The 18823-nt window shown below is 72.2% G+C and carries 16 protein-coding genes; 4 read left to right on the forward strand and 12 right to left on the reverse strand.

Features of this window, described 5'->3' with window-relative positions:
• Positions 1 to 13 precede the first annotated feature (13 nt).
• Positions 14 to 970: a prephenate dehydratase gene (pheA, locus tag H6X67_RS03840; protein WP_249368520.1), complete on the reverse strand. Its 957-nt coding sequence runs from the start codon at positions 968 to 970 to the stop codon at positions 14 to 16.
• A 114-nt stretch (positions 971 to 1084) separates the two neighbouring features.
• On the opposite strand from pheA, the gene H6X67_RS03845 reads away from it, so the two are divergent.
• Positions 1085 to 3487, forward strand: coding sequence for a hypothetical protein (locus H6X67_RS03845; protein WP_249368519.1), 2403 nt, complete (start codon positions 1085 to 1087; stop codon positions 3485 to 3487).
• Between the two features lie 13 nt (positions 3488 to 3500).
• Here the strand turns inward: H6X67_RS03845 and H6X67_RS03850 are convergent, their stop codons facing one another.
• From H6X67_RS03850 to H6X67_RS03905, 11 genes are all read right to left on the reverse strand, one after another.
• Complete coding sequence (locus H6X67_RS03850) at positions 3501 to 4295, reverse strand: glycosyltransferase (protein WP_249368518.1); 795 nt, start codon at positions 4293 to 4295, stop codon at positions 3501 to 3503.
• Between the two features lie 99 nt (positions 4296 to 4394).
• Positions 4395 to 4580 (reverse strand): hypothetical protein, encoded by a 186-nt coding sequence (locus tag H6X67_RS03855; protein ID WP_249368517.1) that lies wholly within the window; start codon positions 4578 to 4580, stop codon positions 4395 to 4397.
• Positions 4581 to 4608: 28 nt separating this feature from the next.
• Positions 4609 to 5268, reverse strand: a complete 660-nt coding sequence (locus H6X67_RS03860; RefSeq protein WP_249368516.1) for a sugar O-acetyltransferase — start codon at positions 5266 to 5268, stop codon at positions 4609 to 4611.
• A 57-nt stretch (positions 5269 to 5325) separates the two neighbouring features.
• Positions 5326 to 6354 carry a DUF5692 family protein gene (locus tag H6X67_RS03865; RefSeq protein WP_249368515.1) on the reverse strand — a complete coding sequence of 343 codons (1029 nt, stop codon included), beginning with the start codon at positions 6352 to 6354 and terminating at the stop codon, positions 5326 to 5328.
• 161 nt (positions 6355 to 6515) lie between these two features.
• The gene (locus tag H6X67_RS03870) at positions 6516 to 7883 is read right to left on the reverse strand and encodes an MATE family efflux transporter (RefSeq protein ID WP_249368514.1); all 1368 of its coding nucleotides are present in this window, start codon (positions 7881 to 7883) and stop codon (positions 6516 to 6518) included.
• A gap of 106 nt (positions 7884 to 7989) precedes the next feature.
• Positions 7990 to 8658 (reverse strand): ABC transporter ATP-binding protein, encoded by a 669-nt coding sequence (locus tag H6X67_RS03875; protein ID WP_249368530.1) that lies wholly within the window; start codon positions 8656 to 8658, stop codon positions 7990 to 7992.
• A gap of 10 nt (positions 8659 to 8668) precedes the next feature.
• Positions 8669 to 9877, reverse strand: a complete 1209-nt coding sequence (locus H6X67_RS03880; RefSeq protein WP_249368529.1) for an ABC transporter permease — start codon at positions 9875 to 9877, stop codon at positions 8669 to 8671.
• Positions 9878 to 9905: 28 nt separating this feature from the next.
• Positions 9906 to 11117 (reverse strand): FtsX-like permease family protein, encoded by a 1212-nt coding sequence (locus H6X67_RS11805; protein ID WP_283251308.1) that lies wholly within the window; start codon positions 11115 to 11117, stop codon positions 9906 to 9908.
• On the reverse strand, positions 11114 to 11881 hold the full coding sequence (locus tag H6X67_RS03890; RefSeq protein WP_249376283.1) for a DUF6273 domain-containing protein: 768 nt from the start codon (positions 11879 to 11881) through the stop codon (positions 11114 to 11116). Before H6X67_RS03890 ends, H6X67_RS11805 begins: the two co-directional genes overlap by 4 nt.
• Positions 11882 to 11905: 24 nt before the next feature.
• The gene (locus H6X67_RS03900) at positions 11906 to 12331 is read right to left on the reverse strand and encodes a DUF4418 family protein (RefSeq protein WP_249369984.1); all 426 of its coding nucleotides are present in this window, start codon (positions 12329 to 12331) and stop codon (positions 11906 to 11908) included.
• Between the two features lie 1013 nt (positions 12332 to 13344).
• A complete protein-coding gene (locus H6X67_RS03905; protein WP_249368135.1) occupies positions 13345 to 15063 on the reverse strand; it encodes an ATP-binding protein in 1719 nt (572 codons plus the stop codon).
• Positions 15064 to 15348: 285 nt separating this feature from the next.
• On the opposite strand from H6X67_RS03905, the gene H6X67_RS03910 reads away from it, so the two are divergent.
• The 3 genes from H6X67_RS03910 to H6X67_RS03920 all read left to right on the forward strand — a co-directional run bounded on the left by H6X67_RS03910 (position 15349) and on the right by H6X67_RS03920 (position 18661).
• A complete protein-coding gene (locus H6X67_RS03910) occupies positions 15349 to 16698 on the forward strand; it encodes a hypothetical protein (RefSeq protein ID WP_249368133.1) in 1350 nt (449 codons plus the stop codon).
• 67 nt (positions 16699 to 16765) lie between these two features.
• Positions 16766 to 18193, forward strand: a complete 1428-nt coding sequence (locus tag H6X67_RS03915; RefSeq protein ID WP_249368131.1) for a DNA cytosine methyltransferase — start codon at positions 16766 to 16768, stop codon at positions 18191 to 18193.
• 12 nt (positions 18194 to 18205) lie between these two features.
• Positions 18206 to 18661, forward strand: a complete 456-nt coding sequence (locus H6X67_RS03920) for a very short patch repair endonuclease (RefSeq protein ID WP_249368129.1) — start codon at positions 18206 to 18208, stop codon at positions 18659 to 18661.
• Positions 18662 to 18823 lie beyond the last annotated feature (162 nt).

An 18823-nucleotide genomic window follows, 5' to 3' on the forward strand; every position in this document is an offset into this window, starting at 1 on the left:
CGGACGGGACCTCCTACAGGCTCCGCCCGTCAAGGACGTCGCGGACCCAGGCGCGGGCGACGACGAAGTCCTTGTCGCTCGTGCCCGCGGGCACGACAACGGGACGGGCGTCCAGGCGCGGGTAGGAGCCGAGAAAGCGCACCTGCGGGCAGGTGCGGTGCAGGCCGATGAGGGCCGCCTGCACGCGCTCCTCACGCACGTGCCCCTCGATGTCGATGGAGAAGCGGTAGCGGCCCAGGGAGTCGCCCACGGGGCGCGACTCGATGCGCGAGAGGTTGACGCCGCGGGCGCTGAACTGCTCGAGCATGCCCAGCAGGGCGCCGGAGCGGTCGTGCGGGAGCTGGACCTGCAAAGTCGTCTTGTCCGCCCCCGTGGGCTCCCCGACGCGCCCGGGGCGGGTGACCTTGACAAAGCGGGTGACGGCGCCGGCGTTGTCCGCCACGCCCCCGGCGATGACCGCGAGCCCGTACTGCTCGGCGGCCAGCGGGTTGCACAGGACCGCCTCGTACCCGAGCGAGGCAGGCTCCTCACTGCCCGCCAGGGCCTTGGCGGGCGCGGAGGTGGAGGTCCCGGCGACGTAGACGGCGTCGGGCAGGTTGCGGTGGACCCAGCCGCGGCACTGCGCCCAGGCGTGGGCATGGGTGGAGATGGCGCGCACGTCCTCCAGGCGGGTGCCCTCGCGCCCGGCCAGGACGAAGGTGATGGGCACGGCCACCTCCGCGGCGATGGTGAGCGGGGCGCCGGAGACGAGGTTGTCGAGGGTGGCGTTGACCCCGCCCTCGATGGAGTTCTCGATGGGCACGACGGCGGCCTCCGACAAACGCTCGCGCACCCGGTCGAGGGCGGTGGGCACGTCCTGGCAGGGGTCGAGCTCGACGTCGATCGGGGCGACCTGGCGCAGGGCCATCTCGGTGAAGGTGCCGGTCGGGCCGAGGAAGGACCAGCGCTGCGGGGTGGTGGGGGCCGTCATGGGCCGAGGCTATCGGCCGGGCGGGCGCCGTGCCGGGTGTGCCTGCCTGGTGAGAGGTCTCCATCTCCCCCGTCAGGAGGAGGCCGACGGCGATGGCGCCCGTAGGCTGGTCGCATGAGTGAGCAGGCCTCTCGCCGCCGGCGCCTGGTGCGACTGGGCACCTCTGCGCTCGTCCTGCTCATGGTGCTCGGCATGGTCCTGTCCGTGGTCAGCGGCGCGCTGGCCGCGCCGAGCGGGGCTGCCGGCTCCCCCGGCGACCCCGCCACCGGGACCGTCACCGCCGAGACCGGGAAGCCGGCCCCCGTCGTCCTCATCGCCACGACCGGGCTGTCCTGGGGCGACCTCGTCGCCGAGCACGCCGCCCCGCTCGACGGCGCCTCCCTCCCGGACCCGCAGGGCCTCACCGAGACCCTCCTGAGCCTGACCCGGGAGTCCACGCCCGCGAACCTCGTCCAGCGCACCGCCTCCGCCACCACCTGCCCGGCGGACGCCTGGCTGTCGCTGTCCGCGGGGGCCCGCACGCGGGCACTGCCCTCCTCCCCCGGGCCCGGGCAGGACTGCGCCTGGCCCGCCGGCTGGCAGGACGCCGTCGCCGCCTCGCGCCAGGCCGGCTACGGCGCCCGGCCCGGCGCCCTCGCGGACGCCCTCGCCCAGGCGGGTCTGAGCACGCTCGCCGTCGGCCGCGGCGCCTCACTCATGCTCACGACCTCCGACGGCGGTGCCCCCGCCTCGGCCCCCTCGCTCTCGCAGGCCGTCTCCGACACCCCGGCGGACCTCACCGTCGTCGACGCCGCGGACCGCCGCGTGCTGCTCGAGTCGCTGCGGGTGGCGGCCGGGCTGGAGGGGGCGCGCGTCGTCGTCGCCTCGATCGCGGACCCGGCCGACCCGGGCCTGCAGGCGCTGGTCCTGCCTCGGGGCACGACCGGCTGGGAGGGCACGGGGGCTGTTCCCGCCGGCGCCGTCATCCGGGCGGACGAGGAGGTGCTCCTCGCCTCGCCCTCCACCCGCCAGCAGGGCCTCGTCCAGCTGGCGGACCTGTCCGCCACCGTGCTGACGGCCCTGGGAGGCGAGGTGCCCGCGAGCATGACCGGGCGGGCCCTCACCCTGCCCGGCTCCTCCCCCGCCGTGGCGCTCGAGCCACTCGAGCCGCGCTACGCGCCCCTGGGCGTCATGACCCTGGCCCACGACGCCCTGCACGCCGAGGCCTCGCAGCTGACGACACTGCCGGTCGGTGGGGCCCTCGTGCTCGCGGCCCTGGCCTGCGTCGTCGTGGCCGCGGTGGTCCTGCGCGGCCCGGCGGGGCGGCGGCGCCTGCACGCCGTGGGCATCGCCGCGACCTGCGTGGCCGCCCTGCCGCTCGGCACCTGGATGGGCGCGATCATCCCGTGGTGGCGTGCGGGCGCGAGCGCCGCCTACGAGCCCGGCTGGCAGGTGGTGCCCGCGGCGCTGGCCGCGACCGCCGCCACGGCCCTGTCCTTCCTGGGGCTCCTGCACGGCGCCTGCGCCGCCGTGACCGCGCTGCGCGACCACGCGCTGCGCACGCGGGCCACCGGCCCCTCCGGGGGGCGACGCCCGGGGCGCCTCGGCCTGCCCGGCTCCCCACAGCCGCTCACCGCGCCACTGCTGACCACCGTCCTGCTCGCGCTCGTCACCGCTGTCGTCCTGCTCACCGACGCCGCCACCGGCGCCCCCCTGGGCTTCAACGGCGTGCTGGGGATGAACGCCGTGGTCGCGGGGCGCTTCTACGGGCTGTCGAACACCGCCTTCGCCCTGGCGGCGGCGGCGCTGGTCGTCGCGGTCGGGGCGGTGGCCGGGTCCCTTGTCGAGGCGCAGCCCTCACCGGCGCTGCGCCGCACGGCGGCCCTCGTGGGCGTGGGGGTGCCCGGGGTGGCGGCGTTGCTCGTGGTCGGGCTGCCGTCCCTGGGGGCCGACGTCGGCGGGACCCTCACGCTGGTGGCCGCCCTCGCGGCCCTGGCGGCCGGGCTGGCGGGCAGCCGCATCACCTGGAAGCAGTGGCTCGGCGTGGGCGTCGTCGCGGTCGCGGTGGTGGGCGTCTTCGGCTTCGTGGACCACGTGACGGGCTCGGGCACGCACATGGGCCGTTTCGTGGGCCAGCTCCAGGACGGGACGGCGGCGACGACGATCCGCCGCAAGGCGTGGGCCCTGGTGGCGCCCTTCACGTCCTCGACGCCGGCCCTGGTGGCGCTCGTCATCGGGGTGCTGCTCATCGCGGTGGCCTGGTGGTGGCTGGCGCGTGAGCGCCGGGCCTGGCGGGCGGGGGCCTCCGGCTACGCGCCGCTCGTGGCGCCGGCGCACCCGGCGCAGGACCGGGCCGGGGGCGCGCAGGGGCTCGTGCTCGGCTGGTTCGGACCGGTGCTGCGCGCGCTGCTGGTGCTCGTCGTCGTCGAGGTGCTCGTCAACGACTCGGGGGCGTCGATGGCGGTGCTGTCCGCGGCCTGCTCGGCCCCGCTCCTGCTGGCGCTGGGGTGCGCCCGGCTCCGGGCCCGCGCGCGCTGAGCCGCCCGGGCGCTCAGTCCTCGCACACGGCCCGGTAGGCGCGGAAGGGCGACTGGGCCCGGACGGCGTCCTCGTCGAGGCCGCGCACGCGGCGTCCGCGCAGGCGGCGGGCGGCGATGGCGCGCAGGACGTCGCGGTACTGCGTGGCGCGGTGGACCCTTCCCGCCCGGTCGTTGCCGGAGACGCGGTGGGTGATGTCGCAGGGGACCTCGATGACGGTGAGGCCGGCGGTGAGCACGTCGATGCTCAGCGCGACCTCGACCCCCCAGCCGGTGGCCAGCGGTGCCGCCGCCTCATAGGCCTCGCGGGTGAGGCAGCGCTGGCCGGACAGCGGGGCGACGGGGGCCCAGCCGGTGGCGCTGGCGATGGCGCCCCGGGCGGCCCGCACGACCCGGCCCCGCCCCCCGGCCCCGGCCTGCTTGGGGGGCACGGCGATGGCCATGTCGGCGACGCCGTCGAGCACCGGGGGAACGAGCTCGGCGCAGGCGGCGGCGGAGTCCCCGAGGTCGGCGTCGATGAAGAGCAGGAGCCGGGAGGGGCCGTCGGAGTAGTCGCGCATGGCGACGATGCTGGCGCCGGTCTCCAGGGCGGAGGCCTTGCCCCGGGAGACCGAGTGGCGCACGGTGACGGCGCCGGCGGCGCGGGCGTGGCCCTGGGTGTCGTCGGTGGAGCCGTCGTCGACGACGACGACGAGGTCAACGCGGGGGATGGCCCGGCAGGCCCGGACGGTGGCGGCGATGCGCGCCGACTCGTTCTTGGCCGGGATGACGACGGCGACTCGCTGGTCCGGGCGCTCTGACGGGCTCACGGCACAAGCGTATCCACTTCCGACCAGAAGGTCAGACCAAGGGGCCCGAACCACGCTGGCGGCCGCCACCCTCCGGGCAGCGCCGGCACCACCCGGGGCTCAGCGGGCCGGGACACTCTCCTCGAGGTCCCCGGCCGCCGCGCCCGTGGCGGCACGGGTCTCGTCGTCGAGCAGGCGGGTGACGGAGGCGTCGATGCCGAGCTCGGCGTCGACGGCGGCCGCCTCCGCGGCCCGGCGCCGGGCTCGCCCGTTGCCCTCCCGGCCCCACCGGAGCCGGCGCCTCACCGCCCGGGCGGCCCCGCCGTCGACCCTGTCAGGACATGTCCTGCGGCGGCCGGAAGGCGGTCTCCTCGCCGGGGGCGATCCTGCGCAGGACGCGCGCGGGTACCCCGCCCACGACCGTCATCGGCGGCACGTTCCTCGTGACGACGGCCCCCGCCGCGACGACGGCGCCCTCGCCGATGCTCACCCCCGGCAGGACGGTGACGTTCGCGCCCAGCCAGGCGCGGTCGCCGATGGTGACGGTCGCGGAGAACTGGGCGCCGGTCAGGCGCAGGTCCGGGTCAAGGGGGTGGCCGGCGGTGGAGATGGTGACGTGGGGGCCGAGAAGGACGCCCGAGCCGATGACGATCTCGGCGTCGTCGATGAAGGTGGCACCGGTGTTGAACCAGCAGCCGTCACCGATGCTCGTGTGCGAGCCGTAGGCGCAGTAGATGGGGGTCTCGATCCAGGAGCCCTCCCCGAAGGAGCGGAAGAGCTCGCGGGCGACGGCGGTGCGCGCCTCGGGGTCGCGGATGGTCGTGGCGTTGTAGCGCTCGGTGAGCTCCTTGCCGCGCACGCGCTCCTCCTCCAGGTCCTCCAGCCCGGGGCCGAAGTCGACGTAGAGCTCGCCGGTGTCAAGGCGGCGCCGGGTCTCGTCGAGGTCGAGGCGGTACTGCTCGGTGGTGGGGGCGGGGCGGGCGTCGTTGCTCATGGGCCCATCGTGTCAGACGGCGCCGGACCCGTGGAGGGGCCCGGCGCCGTCCGCGTCTCAGGCGACGAGGCCGTGGCGGATGAGGCGGCCGTCGGCGTCGACGACGTTGCTCTGCTCGCCCAGGGCCTTGACCTCGCGCTGGGCGGCGAGGTCGCCGTAGAGCTCGCCCGTGTAGGGGTTCTTGCGGGTCTTGACGACCTTGAGGGCCATGTAGGCGGCGACGAGGACGTTGCACAGCAGGGCGGCCGCGGAGACGACCATGAGGGAGGTGGTCGAGTAGGTCGAGCTGACGTGGAAGGCGCCCTCGTCGATGAAGGCGGGCACGGTCTGGGCGAACATGCACCACAGGGCGAGGGTGTGGGCGCGGTGCTGGAGCCAGGCGCCCTTGCCCAGGGTGAAGGAGCACAGGGTGGGGGCCAGCAGGAGCGCGAAGCCGCAGTACCAGGCGTGGCCGGGCAGGCAGTTGTAGGTGTAGGCGAAGTTCCACAGGTCGTAGGCGATGACCCAGAACCACAGCATGTCCGGCCAGAGCATGTCGCGCGAGCCGTCGCCCTTGACCTTGCGGCGCACGACGATGCCCATCCAGCCGGTGATGGTGACGATGTTGAGCACGCCGGCGGCGGCGTTCATGTAGTTCCAGGGGCCGCCGACCACCCACATGCCGTCGGCGACGCCGCCGCCCACGTACTGCAGGCCCACCTGGATGTCACGGGCGACGGCCTCGCAGATGTTGAGGGCGAGGATGAAGGGCGGGAAGCACAGGGCGAGGCGGTTGTCGGCCAGGCGCCAGGTGGTGCCGTCCTTGCGGGTGCCGTGCAGGTAGCGGATGCACCAGAAGCCGATGCAGCCGGCGGTGGCGGAGTAGACCTTGGCCAGGTGGAACCAGTCCGTGTAGGTGGTCTCGGACAGGACGGTGAACCACAGGACGGACAGGACCAGCGGCAGGGCGACGAAGGCGCCGAACCCGACCCACTTGAAGCGGCGGGTGACCTCGTTGAAGCCGAAGAGGGCGGCGAAGACGAGGATCCAGACGAGCCAGACCTCGATGGCCGAGGCGCCGGCGTCGTAGTTGAAGGTGAACAGCATCGTTCTCTCCTACGGCAGCGTTTGTGTCCGGCGTCGTCCCGAGGATGCGGGTGGCGCCGGGTGCGGGGCATCCGACGGACTCACCCGCCGTGGATGTCTACAACACATTGTGCCCGATCTTGGAGGATTTCCCTGGGGCTGAGGTCCCGGGGAACCCGCCCTCAGGCCGCGACGCCCCCCGAGCGGGCGGTCTGCGCCCCGTCGTCGAGCAGCCGACGGCGGGTGCGCAGGTAGGCGGGGACGAGCAGCACGACGGCGCCCACCCAGGCCAGGGGCTCGCTGGCGCACACGCCCAGGTAGCCGAGCACCCCTCCGAGCCAGATCGCCACGACGACGCGCATGACGAGCTCGGCCACGCCCGAGTAGAAGGGGGCGCGCATCTTGCCCAGGCCCTGGAGCGCGCCGCGCAGCACGTAGAGGACCGCGAGGAGCCAGTACGTCAGGGAGAACATGATGACCGCCTGGGCGGACAGGCTCACGACCTGCTCGGAGCCGTCGCCGACGAAGACGCGCGAGAGCGGCGCGGCGGTCGGCACGAGAATGAGCGCGAGGACCAGCGAGGTGGCGACGGCGAGGACGTTGCCCTGCCTGACGCCCGCTCGCACGCGGTCCAGGCGCCGCGCCCCGAAGTTCTGGGCGACGTAGGTGGACACGGCCAGGCCGATGGAGGACAGGGTCGAGTTGGCGAGCCCGTCGATGCGGATGGCGGTGGTGAAGGCGGCGATGGCCTCGGAGCCGAGCTCGTTGAGGCGGAACTGCACGGCGACGACGCCGATGGCGATGATCGACATGTTGAAGCCAAGGGGCACGCCCATCTTCAGGTGGTGGCGCAGCTCGGAGCGGGTGACCCTCCAGTCCTCGCGGCGCAGGTGGAAGACGGGGAAGCGCTTGCGGATCCACCACAGGCACAGCAGGACGCTGATGACCTCGGCGATGGCGGTGGCGTAGGCGGCGCCCTCGACGCCCATGCCGAGCCAGGCGATGAGGGCGACGTCGAGGACGATGTTGAGGGCAGAGGCGATGGCGAGGAAGACGAGCGGGGTGCGCGAGTCCCCGACGGCGCGGATGATCGCGGACAGGTAGTTGAAGGCGACGATGGCGAAGGAGGTGGCGAAGCACACCAGGCCGTAGCGCATGGCGTCGTCCATGAGCTCGGCGGGCGTGTGGAGCAGCACGAGCAGCGGCCTGAGCAGCACCGTGCCGAGGAGCGTGAGCACGACGGTGAGGGCGACGGACACGAGGGTGCCGGCGGCCACGGAGCGGCGCACGGCCACCTCGTCCTGGGCGCCGTAGGCCTGGGACAGGGGGATGGTCAGACCGCTGGTCATGCCGAAGGAGAAGCCGATGACGAGGAAGAGCAGGACGCCGGTGGCGCCGACGGAGGCCAGCGGCAGGACGCCGAGGAAGCGTCCGACGACGATGGTGTCCGCGAGCTGGTAGGCCTGCTGGATGATGTTGCCCAGGACGAGGGGGACTGTGAAGGCGCCGATGACGCGCCAGGGGGTGCCTTCGGTGAGCGGGGTGGCCATGGAGTCCTCGGGTCGGGCAGGGGAGGTCGGATCTGGGCCACCAGCCTATTGGTCTTCCCGGTTGTTTTCCCTTCGGTCCGGCACGACCCTCGTCACGTTGACCCGATCAGGACAGGCGGCCGCCGTCCATCGTGAGGACCCGGTCGGCGACCGTCCTGGCCTCGGCCTCGTGGGTGACGACGAGGACCGCGGCCCCCTCGTCGGCCGCCTGCCGCAGGAAGGCCAGGACCACCTCGACGTTCTCGCTGTCCAGCCCGGCGGTGGGCTCGTCTGCGAGCAGGGCGGCGGGGCCCAGGAGCAGGGCGCGGGCGAGCGCCAGGCGCCGCAGCTCGCCGCCGGAGAGCTCCTGGGGGTACTCCCCCGCGAGCTCGGCCAGGCCGACGTCCTCGAGCAGCGACGCCGCACGCGCCACGGGCGGCTGGGCGTCGCCCCGGATGACCGCGGGCAGCAGGACGTTGTCCAGGACGGTGAGGGAGCGCAGGGCGGCGTGCCCCTGGGGCACGAGGCCGATGCTCCCGTTGCGCAGCCGCGAGCGCTCACCCTCCGCGAGGGCGTAGAGGTCGCGCCCCTCCACCTCGACCGTGCCGGCGGTGGGGGTGAGCAGCCCGGCGAGCATCATGAGCAGCGTGGACTTGCCGGAGCCGGAGCGGCCCGTCACGACGGTCAGGCTCCCGGGGGCCAGCTCGAGGTCCGTGGGGGCCACGGCGGTGAGCACTGCGCCGGAGCGGTGGGAGCGGGGGTAGTCCTTGGTCAGGGCCCGGGCCCGGATCGTCATGGTCGTCATGTCACTCGCCCTCCTTGAGCACGAGGCTGGGGTCAACGCGGTGGGTGCGGTGCAGGCTGGCGGCCGCGCTGAGCGCCGCGGCCAGGACGGCCCCGGCGAGGGTGGCGACGGCGGTGAGGGCGACGGCGCCCGCCCCCGGCAGGACGAGGCCGACGCCCAGGGCCTGGCCGATGGCCGTGGCGAAGGAGGTGACGACCACCCCCGCGGCGACGATGCCGGCCAGCGCCCCGGCGAGGTTGACGATGACGGCCTCGGCGACGACGGTGCGCCCGACCGCCCGGCGGCCGGCGCCCAGGGCGGTGAGGGTGGCGAGCTCCCGGCGGCGCTCGTGGACGACCAGGGCGTGCACGAGGACCGTGACGGCCAGGCCGAGGCCCCAGATGAGGGCGACGAGCACGGTGACGGTGCGCGCGGCGCTCTCGAGGGAGGCGGCGACGCCCGCGACCATGCCAGAGGCGGTGGTGACGGTGACGCCGGGGACCCGGGCGGCGATGGCGGCGGCCACGACGTCGGGGTCGGCGCCGTCGGCGAGGCCCACGGTGACGGCGGAGACGACGTCGTCGGCGTCGACGTGTCCGTAGCGGTTGAGGTTCTTGTCGAAGGAGGCCTTGAGGACCGCGGCGAAGGTCTCGCGGTTCATGTAGACGGCGTTGTCGAGGCTGGTGCCGGAGGGGGCCAGCTGGCCGGCGATCCGCAGCTCGTGGTCGAAGAGGGTGAGGGTGCCGGAGACGGTGACGTTGGCCCCGACGACGACCTCCATGGCGCCCACCCCGTCACCGGCCCCGCCGGTGCCGCCGCGGCTCTGGGCGATCCACGGCTGGATGGTGAAGTCGGTGGCGGGGTCGAAGGCGATGAGCTGGAGGCGGGCGGAGCAGCAGGAGGACTTGGCGGAGGCGAGGTACAGCTGGGCGGAGACGCGCTCGACGCCCGGGGTGGCGGCGACCTGCTCGACGACGTCGGCGTCCATGTAGAAGTAGTCGGGCTCGGTCGTCAGGAGGGCCTGCTGGGGGTTGTAGCCGGTGCCGGTGTCCTCGGGGGTGACGAGGACGTCGGCGCCCAGGCGCGAGCGGGCGAGGTCGAGGCCCTGGCGCACGCCCTGGATGACGAGCCCTCCTCCGAAGGCGGCGACCGCCATGAGGGTCGTGAGGGTGAGCAGGGCGGCGGTGCGGGCGGGGTAGCCGCGCAGGTTGCGCCACGGCAGGGTCCTCATGGTGAGCACGTGTGTTCCTCCGGTGGTGTCAGACGGTCAGGAGCGCCTGGCCGCCGTCGAGGCGCAGGGTACGGCGCAGGGCGAGACGGGTGCTGGCGACGGCGGTGAGCAGGGTGAGGCCGACGGCGGCCGCGGCGGCCAGGGCCAGGGCGGGGGCCTGCGGCGGTCCACCGGGCAGGGTCCTGCCCGCCAGGGCCAGGGCGGTGGCGGCGCAGGCCGCCCCGGCCAGGGCCCCGGCGGCGTGGACGAGCAGCGTCTCGTGGGTCAGGAGGCGGCGCACGGTGCGGGCGCTGGCGCCGACGGTGCGCCAGACCCGGATCTCCTGGCGGCGCTCGTGCATGAGCAGGGACTGGGTGACGGCGTGGGCGGCCACGAGCAGCCCCCAGGCGAGGGCGGTGGCGCCGACGACGAGGCCCAGGTGGGCGGTGACGGAGGTGGCGGTGGTGACCAGGGCGGCGTCGGTGTAGTCGGCGGTCACCTTGCGGACGTAGACGTTGACCCACCCGGCGACGGAGGCGGCGTCGTCGCGCTCGTGGAGGGTGAGGAGGGCGGCGGAGTAGCTGGTGGCGGGGTCGAGGCCCTGGTAGCGGGTGTCGCCCGCGTCGGTGGCGGCATCGAGGAGGGGGCGCAGGGTGTCGGTGCTGGCCAGGACGGCGTCGTCGAGCCGGGTGCCGGTGGCGGCGAGGTGGGCGGTGACGGGCCACTGGCGGCCCCAGAGGGTGAGGGTGGTGGGGTCGCCGCCCAGCCTGGTGGCGACGTTCGCGCCGACGGCGAGGGTGCCGGCGGCGGGGTCGGCGTCGGGTCCCTCCTCGAGCCAGGCGGACAGGGCGGTGTCCGTGGCGGGCTCGTAGCCGACGACCCAGGCGTCCTGGCCGTCGCTCAGGGTGGCGGTGAGGTAGAGCTGGTGGGTGACGACGGCGATGTCGTCGTTCTGGGACAGGCGGGCCAGGGCGGTGCGCTCGCGCTGGTAGTCGACGGGGGTGCCCAGGACGGTGAGCGCGTTGTCGGGCACCTGCTGGCGGCCGGCGGTGGGGTAGACGATGACGTCGGCGCCCAGGCGCTGCTCGGCGAGGAGGAGCTCGGCGAGGAGGAGCTCGGCGCGGGTGCCGGCCAGGAGGGTGAGGCCGGCCATGAGGCAGGCGGCCTGGGCGAGGGCGAGGGCGAGGAGGATCGCGGTGCGGGCTCGGTGGGCGAGGGCGTTGCGGGCGGGGACGGCGCGCAGGGTGAGGGGGCGGGTCACGGGCGCGGCTCCCGGCTCGGCGGGGTGGCCGGTGCGGTGGACGAGGCGGTGGACGGGTCCGTGGCCCCGGTGAGGCTGAGCCACAGGGCGGGGCGCACGCCGAGCTCGGCGTCAACGGCGATCCCGGCGGTGACGCTCTCGCCGGCGGCGGAGACGTACTGGGCGGCGTAGTCGTCTCCTCCGGGGGAGCGCAGCCACCAGTCGGCGTGGCCCTCGTCGTCGGTGTAGAGGGCGGGGCTGGAGGCGGCGGGGGTGACGGTGGCCCGGCCGTTCCACTCGCGGTCCCAGTCGGTGGAGAGGTAGATGACGGCGTCGGTCTCGCTCAGGGCCAGAACCCGGTCGGTGGTAGGGGCGCCGCCGTCGGTTCCGGTGAGGGACTGGTCCGGGTTGTCCAGGACGGTGGGCTGGACGAGGTCCTGCTCGGCGGATGTGAGGGCCTGGGTGAGGAAGTCGGCGTTGAGCCAGGCGCGCAGGTCGGAGTCGGCCCAGGTGATGGGCTCGAAGGGGACGTGGTGGTAAGGGCGGGCGGCGACGACGTCGGCGGTGAGCAGCAGGAGGCGGTCGTCGATGCGGTCCAGGACGATCCACTCCAGGGGCTCGGTGCCGTTGGCGGCGTCGGCGTCCTGCTCCCAGGTGCCCAGGGTGACGACGTCGCCCTTCTCAGCGGAGGCGTAGTCGGCGGTGGGGGCGGGGGCGCAGGAGCTGAGGGTGCCGGGCAGCAGGAGGGCGAGCGCGGCCACGGCGGCGCGCACGCGGGTGGTCATCGGCCCTGGGGTCGCGGCGGGCCGTCAGGCGGCGGCCGGGGCGGGGGCGCGGCGCGCGCCGCGCAGGGTGGTGACGAGGCCGGCGGCGCCGGTGCCGGCGACGAGGACGCTCATGATGCGGGTGAAGGGCTGGAAGACGGTGTGGCAGCGCATCGTCTCCATCATGCACAGGGGGCAGATGATGCCGGGCAGGAGGAGGACGACGACGGCGCCGACGACGCCGAGGGCCTGGAGGGCGGCGCGCAGGGCGCGGTTGCGCACGAAGGCGCTGGCGCCGAGGACGAGAGCGAGGAGGGCTCCTCCGGCGGTGACCTGGTTCTGGCAGTGGTGGCAGTGCATCCAGGTGCCGTCGGGCTTGGGGTCGCAGGCGGAGAAGACGGTGGTGACGCCGACGGCGAGGAGGGCGGCGAGGGCCGCGGCGGCGAGCGGGAGGGTGCGGGCGATCTTCACGGGGGTCCTTGGTGGTAGCGACGTCCAGCCGGGGTGGCGAAGGCTAGTTAAGTCTGGCCTAAGTAGGCTCGTCAAAGCCGGGGGACGGGGCGTCAGCATCCGGGCGGCAGCCGGGCGCGGCGGGCGGGCCGGACCGGACAAGCCGGGCGGGCGGGCCCGGCGTTCCTAGGGTCTTCACAGGGTGGTCGGGGGTGCTCTTTCAGGGTGGGCGGGTTACATGTGACTCACCGCCGGACGGAACGGGTCGCGAGGGTTGGGGAACCCAGTGACCGGCCCGGACCGAGAGCGGTGAGGGTCCAAGGGAGCCCTCGCCGCCCGCTCCGGCGAAGGAGGAGCGCTCCCCCTGCTGGGAACCAGGGCGCGGAGCCCCTCATGACGAAGGCCCTCGGGCCCGGGAGAGACAACCCGGGACCGAGGGCCTCGTCACGCGCGCAGGCAGGCGCTGGCCGGCACTGAGCCCTCACTGCATTCACTGAAGGCTCTCACTCAATAGAGTGAGCGCCTCATTTGATTCAGTGACGACCTCACTTTCTACAGTGAGGACACTCCGATCTTCAGTGACGACTCGGTCTGGCCGCCGTCGAGGCCCTCGCCCGCGGGGAGGCCACTGATGCCGCGATCTGCCGCATCTACCTGGCTTCTCGAGCCAGGGCGGGACACGGCCGAGGTCCGCGCTGCGGCGTGACGACGGCGTCGCGGCGGGATGATGGGTGGATCGGATTTCCTAGGCTCTTCCCAGGCTGGGTGGGGGTGGTCTCTCAGGGTGGGCGGGTTACATGTGACTCACCGCCGGACGGAACGGGTCGCGAGGGTTGGGGAACCCAGTGACCGGCCCGGACCGAGAGCGGTGAGGGTCCAAGGGAGCCCTCGCCGCCCGCTCCGGCGAAGGAGTGACTGCTCCTCCCCGTTGGGAACCGGGGAGCGCGAGCACCTCATGACGAAGGCCCTCGGGCCCGGGAGACACCACCCGGGCCCGAGGGCCTCGCCACGTGCACGCGCAGGAGCCCGCGAGGTCAGTGCGCGAGGAGGTACTTCCTCCTCCGGCTCTGCGGCGGCGCCGTCGCCTCCACGAGCCCGCGCTCCACAAGATCGCGGAGCAGGGGGCGCAAGGAGCCTACGCTCCTACCCGTCGCCTCCGAGACCTCATGGATGGACCGGGGCTCATCCGCGCGCAGGACCAGCAGGACCTCGCGCTGGGCCTCGCTGGCCACGGGCAGGCCGGGGCTGTGCGCAAGCGTGTACGGCCCATCACCACCACCAGTGAGGAGGCCGGTGTCCACAAGTCCCGCGAGGACCCGGCGGCAGTCGTCGGAGTCGAGACCGAGGTTCTGGCGAAGGTCTCCGGTGGAGACGCTTCCCTTGCGGTGCACGAGAGCGAGCGCGACGTTCTCATGCCGGCTGCGGCCGGGGGCGTCCGGAAGCTCGGACAGCCAGGCGTCGACCTGTGGGTCGAGGAGCCCGAAGCGGTCAAGACGCACGACGACGTGGTCGACGGTGGACGGACCGTAGTCGGGGGCACGGAGCCCCTGCTGGCGCATGGCGGAGATCATCCGCGGGACACCAGATCCCTGCTGCTCGGCAACGGTGGAGCGGCCATCACCCAGGGGCACCAGGCTGAGGAGCCTGGCAAGGGCCTGGTTGCGCGCCTGAGAACGCCCGTCGGCGACGTTCTCCTTGGTCTTGTCGCCCCAGAACCCACCGGGGCTGGAGACCTCCACCCGGTCCGGGTAGACGTCGACAGCGACCTGCTGCCCGCGCACCCAGTGCGAGTAGTCACGGTGCATCACGGCATTGGTGATGGCCTCGCGAAGAACCTCCTCGGGGATCTCTGCGACGTCGCGCCCGCCGGTACCGTCAATGACTCGGTGCACGCGCAGGTTGCGCAGCACCGCGGCAACGGAGTCCTGGATCATCCGCGGCAGGGAACCGTCACAGTTCTGACGGTCGATGAAGCGGACGCTCGGGTCCTGCGACTTGTCGACACCGGGGTGCACGGCGACGTCAACAGTGAGCTGGGGGTACTCCTGCTGCGGATAGGCACCAAGGGCGAGGTACCCGGCCAAGGTCACCTGACCGTCCCGGGTGAGGACGTTGATCCTCTCGAGGGCGGCTGCGACGTCGTCGGGCGCGATGCCCTCAAGTGCCTGCGAGCGCCCCGCCCGAAGCACGTCAAGAGTTCGGGCCACGGCGTCCTTGGAGAGGTCGGCGAGACTCGCGCCGGGGACCACCTGGCGGTCCGTGCCATCCAGCTGGTCCTGGGTACGCAGGAGATACACCTCGTAGGGGGTGAGGTGCACGTCCGCGTCGTCGACCCGCCTGTAGCTGCCGCGCTCGACACCCTGGTCGTAGACGTAGCACGGCATGGCAATGCCGGGTTCAGGTCGGAGCGGGTGGATGGTGAGGAGGATGACGTCGTTGCCGTCGACACTTCCACGTGCCAGCTCGTAGTCGGGCACCGGTTGCACCTTCGGACTCTCCCCCAGGGCCCGGGTGAGACCGGCGCGCAGGCCAGCCATGAGAGCGGGCACGTCGAGACCTGGAACCGAGGCGAACCCGTTGCTCTCGTCCAGTCCGAGGATGACGACGCCGCCGTCGGTGTTCGCGAAGGCCGACACCGTCTGCCAGACCGTCTTGCTCAGACCTCCTGCGGCGGACTTGGCCTCAACCAGGCCGTCATCAACGCCTTGGCGTCGCAGCCGCGCGACGAGACTCTCAAGATCCTCATCAGTCACACTGTCACTGTACTTCAGTGACAACGTCACTGAAGTACAGTGATGACGTCACTTTATTTAGTGACAAGATCACTGCATCGAGTGATGTGCTCACTGTATTGAGTGAAAGCACTCCCTTTTTCAGTGAGCTGTGAGCACATCACAGCCGAGACAGCGCTCCCCACAGGGAGACAGGGTGGGGAACAGACCGGGCGAGACCCCTGGGCCTATGAGACCGAGCCAGGCCCGCAGACCTCGCCACGCGCTCACACGACGCCCGTGACAGCGCCCGTTTAGCATCGCACCGTGGACACCAGGAAGTTCGTCGCCGCGAGGTCCAAGGCGGAAGCGGTCGCGCGACTCTACTCGGCCGCCGACTGCCCTGCGCCCGCTCAGCCACTGGGACCCGGCAGCAAGGAGCGCAAGGACGTCCTCACAGCGACCGCCTCACGGTTTGCCCTCGACGTCAACACCGCCGCAGCGAAGGACGTGCTCGCCCGCGAGATCGTGGAGGCCTTTGGTGGCACCTGGGACACGCGCTACTCCTCGACCGGCCAGACCATCACCCTTGACGGTCTCAACGCGGTCCTCGCGCCGGCCGAGGAGCGCCGTCGGCTCGAGACCGAGCGTGAGCTCCGCTCTCTCGATCCGGCCTACCCGCCCGGCTTCCACCCGGCCCGCGACAAGCTCGAGGTCGTCCGCCGGATCTCCTCCCTCACTGGCGGTCGGCCGCAGGACCTCGGCCCCGGCAGCAAGGAACGCAAGTCCGTCCTCACGGAGCTCGTCGAGAACCTGTCGCTCCCCGTCGATGCCCGGCTGTCGAAGACACGCCTTGCCGAGGCAATCACCCGTTACTTCGGCCTCACCTGGACTGACGCCTGCTGGTCCCGTGGGGAGACGCTCACTCTCGTCGGCCTCAACACGGTGCTCGCCGGTGCGGAGCAGGAGGTCCGGCGTGGTCTCCACGCCTCACGCACCCGCCTTCTCCAGGAGGCCCAGCTCCTTGTGTCCGCACTCGCCCACGCCTGCCCCTCCCACTGGGAGGGCCGCGAGTGCGTCCAGCAGATGGTCGACGCCGAGCACGCCAAGTCACGTCAAACCGAGTGGGTCGGCTGGTACTTCGAGTTCATCGGCCTGCCCGCACTCATCAACGCCTACGGCGGCGGCCCACGACGCGTCGGCGCCACAGAGTTCGACTACGCCCGCGCCTTTGTGTGGGACCTCAAGGCCCACGCGCAGCCCAACCTGCGACAGCCTGGGCACGTCACTGGAGAGGCTCCTCTCAACGACCGCGACTCGATCCTCCGCTGCGTTGAGACGACCGGCTCCCTCGGCTTCCTCGTCCTGTCCGGCTCCTCCGTCCACGACGACGACGGCAGCTTCGACACGTGGCACCGGAAGATGAGGGGCAGCACGACGGCACGCACGGAGAGGTCCCGCACCCTCAAGGCCGCATTCACACCTGTCACGGTTGACGCCTATGTCTTCCAAGGGATGAGCGGGCTCGAGAGCGCCCTTGAGAAGAAGGTCCTCACCCCCTTCCATCAAGGTCGGCAGGCCAGTGGCGCCGCTCGCGCCCCCAAGCTCAAGCTCAACCTCGGCCGGGGACGAGAGGAGGGTTATGTCATGGCGAGCAGTCCACTCACCATGACATGACGGACACCCGCCAAGCTCCCAGCGAAAAGAGCTTCCCTCCGGTTCGAACATGTGTTTAGCTTTCCCCATGACTGGCACCCGGACGACGAAGGCGGCGATGTCGGCCTCCGCACCTGAGGCCTCCTTCACCTACAGCGACCTGTTCGCCGGCATCGGCGGCTTCCACGCCGCTCTGTCCGGGATGGGTGGCGGTTGCGTGTACGCCGTCGAGATCGACAGGGACGCCGCCCGCGTCTACCAGCAGAACTGGGGCCTCGACCCCCTCGGGGACATCACTGTCCATGCCGGGGAGGACGGGGTGGACACCCGGAAGATCCCTGAGCATGACATCCTCGCGGCTGGCTTCCCCTGCCAGCCCTTCTCCAAGTCCGGCGCCCAGAAGGGCATGGAGGAGACCCGCGGCACCCTGTACTTCAACATCCTGCAGGTGGTGCGTGAGCACCACCCCACCGTGCTGCTGCTCGAGAACGTCCGCAACCTCACCGGCCCCCGTCACAAGCACGAGTGGGACGTCATCATCAGCACCCTCCGCGACGAGGGCTACCACGTCTCCGACACCCCCGCCATCCTCTCCCCCCACCAGATCGCGGCGGACCACGGCGGCCGGCCCCAGGTCCGTGAGCGCGTCTTCATCACCGCCACCCACGACCCCGATCACATCGGCGCCCCTGACCCGCAGCCCGTCACACGCCCCCGGGAGCTGTACGGCTCACCGTCGCCAGACTGGAACATTGAGGACATCCTTGACGATGAGAGCAGCGAGACCGAGCGCTACGCACTCACGCCTGCAGAAACCCGTTGGATCGACGCCTGGGACGACTGGGTGCAGATGTTTCGCCGTCACAACGAGCCTGGCACGAAGCTACCCGGCTTCCCGATCTGGGTGGACGCCTGGGCTGATATCGAGGCCTTCGAAGCCGATGTCGAGGCTGGCGAGCACGAGGACACCCCCTCCTGGAAGCTCAGCTTCCTGAGGAAGAACGCGCTTCTCTTCACCGACAACGCCTCCTGGATCCCCCAGTGGGAGAAGAAGTGGGGGGTGCACGAGTTCCCACCATCGCGCCGCAAGCTCGAGTGGCAGGCACAGGACTTGGCCTCCCTGTGGGACTGCCTCATGCACCTGCGCCCGTCCGGGCTGCGGGCCAAACCGCCCACGTATGTGCCCGCACTCGTCGCCATCACCCAGACGAGCATCGTCGGGCCGCGCCGTCGTCGTCTCATGCCGTCTGAGGCCGCGCGCCTACAGGGCTTCCCCGACTCCTTCTCCTTCGTCGGCCAGCCCGACGCGAGCACCTACAAGCAGCTGGGCAACGGCGTCAACATCGGCGTCGTCTGGAATGTCCTCAAGCGCCACTGTGAGCGCGACGCAGCGATCCTCGAGACCACTGGGTCGGGGCGACGCATTCTTGCCGCCGTGCGCGAGGCCCCTGACAACCCGGACAGCCCTGTGCGAGACGCACTGAGGCGAGCACAGCAGGCCGCCGCCCAGGGCTGAGGGGTCCGAACCATGGCCGACGACGCCCTGCACGCACCCGAGCCAGCGCGCGTGGCCCCGGCTGACACCTCCGTCTCACGCCGTTACGCGGGTCTTGCGCGCCGTGATACCTCCCCTGAGGTGGCGCTGCGGCGCGTGCTGTGGCACGCCGGCTTCCGCTACCGGGTGCAGTACAAGGTCCCTGGGTTGCCGCGGCGGAAGATCGACATCGCATTCCCCAGCAAGAAGGTCGCGGTCCAGGTTGACGGTTGCTTCTGGCACGGATGTCCAGAGCATGGCAGGGCACCCGGGCGGAACTCCGAGTGGTGGCAGTGGAAGATCGCCCGTAACCAGGCCCGAGACCGCGACACCGACGAACGGCTGGCAGCCCTCGGTTGGACGGTTATCCACGTCTGGGAGCACGAGGACCCTGCGGACGCGGCCAACCGCATCGCCAGGACTGTCCACGCCCCGCCGAATCGCCTTTAAGAAGGGGACGCCCGTCTTGCATTTAAATCAACTTCTCCTCAATCAACCGATCACGCCCACCTCCCCTGAATATCCGGCTCTTCGTAATCGAGGGTGTATCGGGCGGGTGAAGTCTGGGGGCGCGTCGTTGCTTGGATAGGGGTCGAGGTCTTTCGAGGATGG

The sequence above is a fragment of the Actinomyces sp. AC-20-1 genome (assembly GCF_023369555.1).
Taxonomy (GTDB): Bacteria; Actinomycetota; Actinomycetes; order Actinomycetales; family Actinomycetaceae; genus Actinomyces.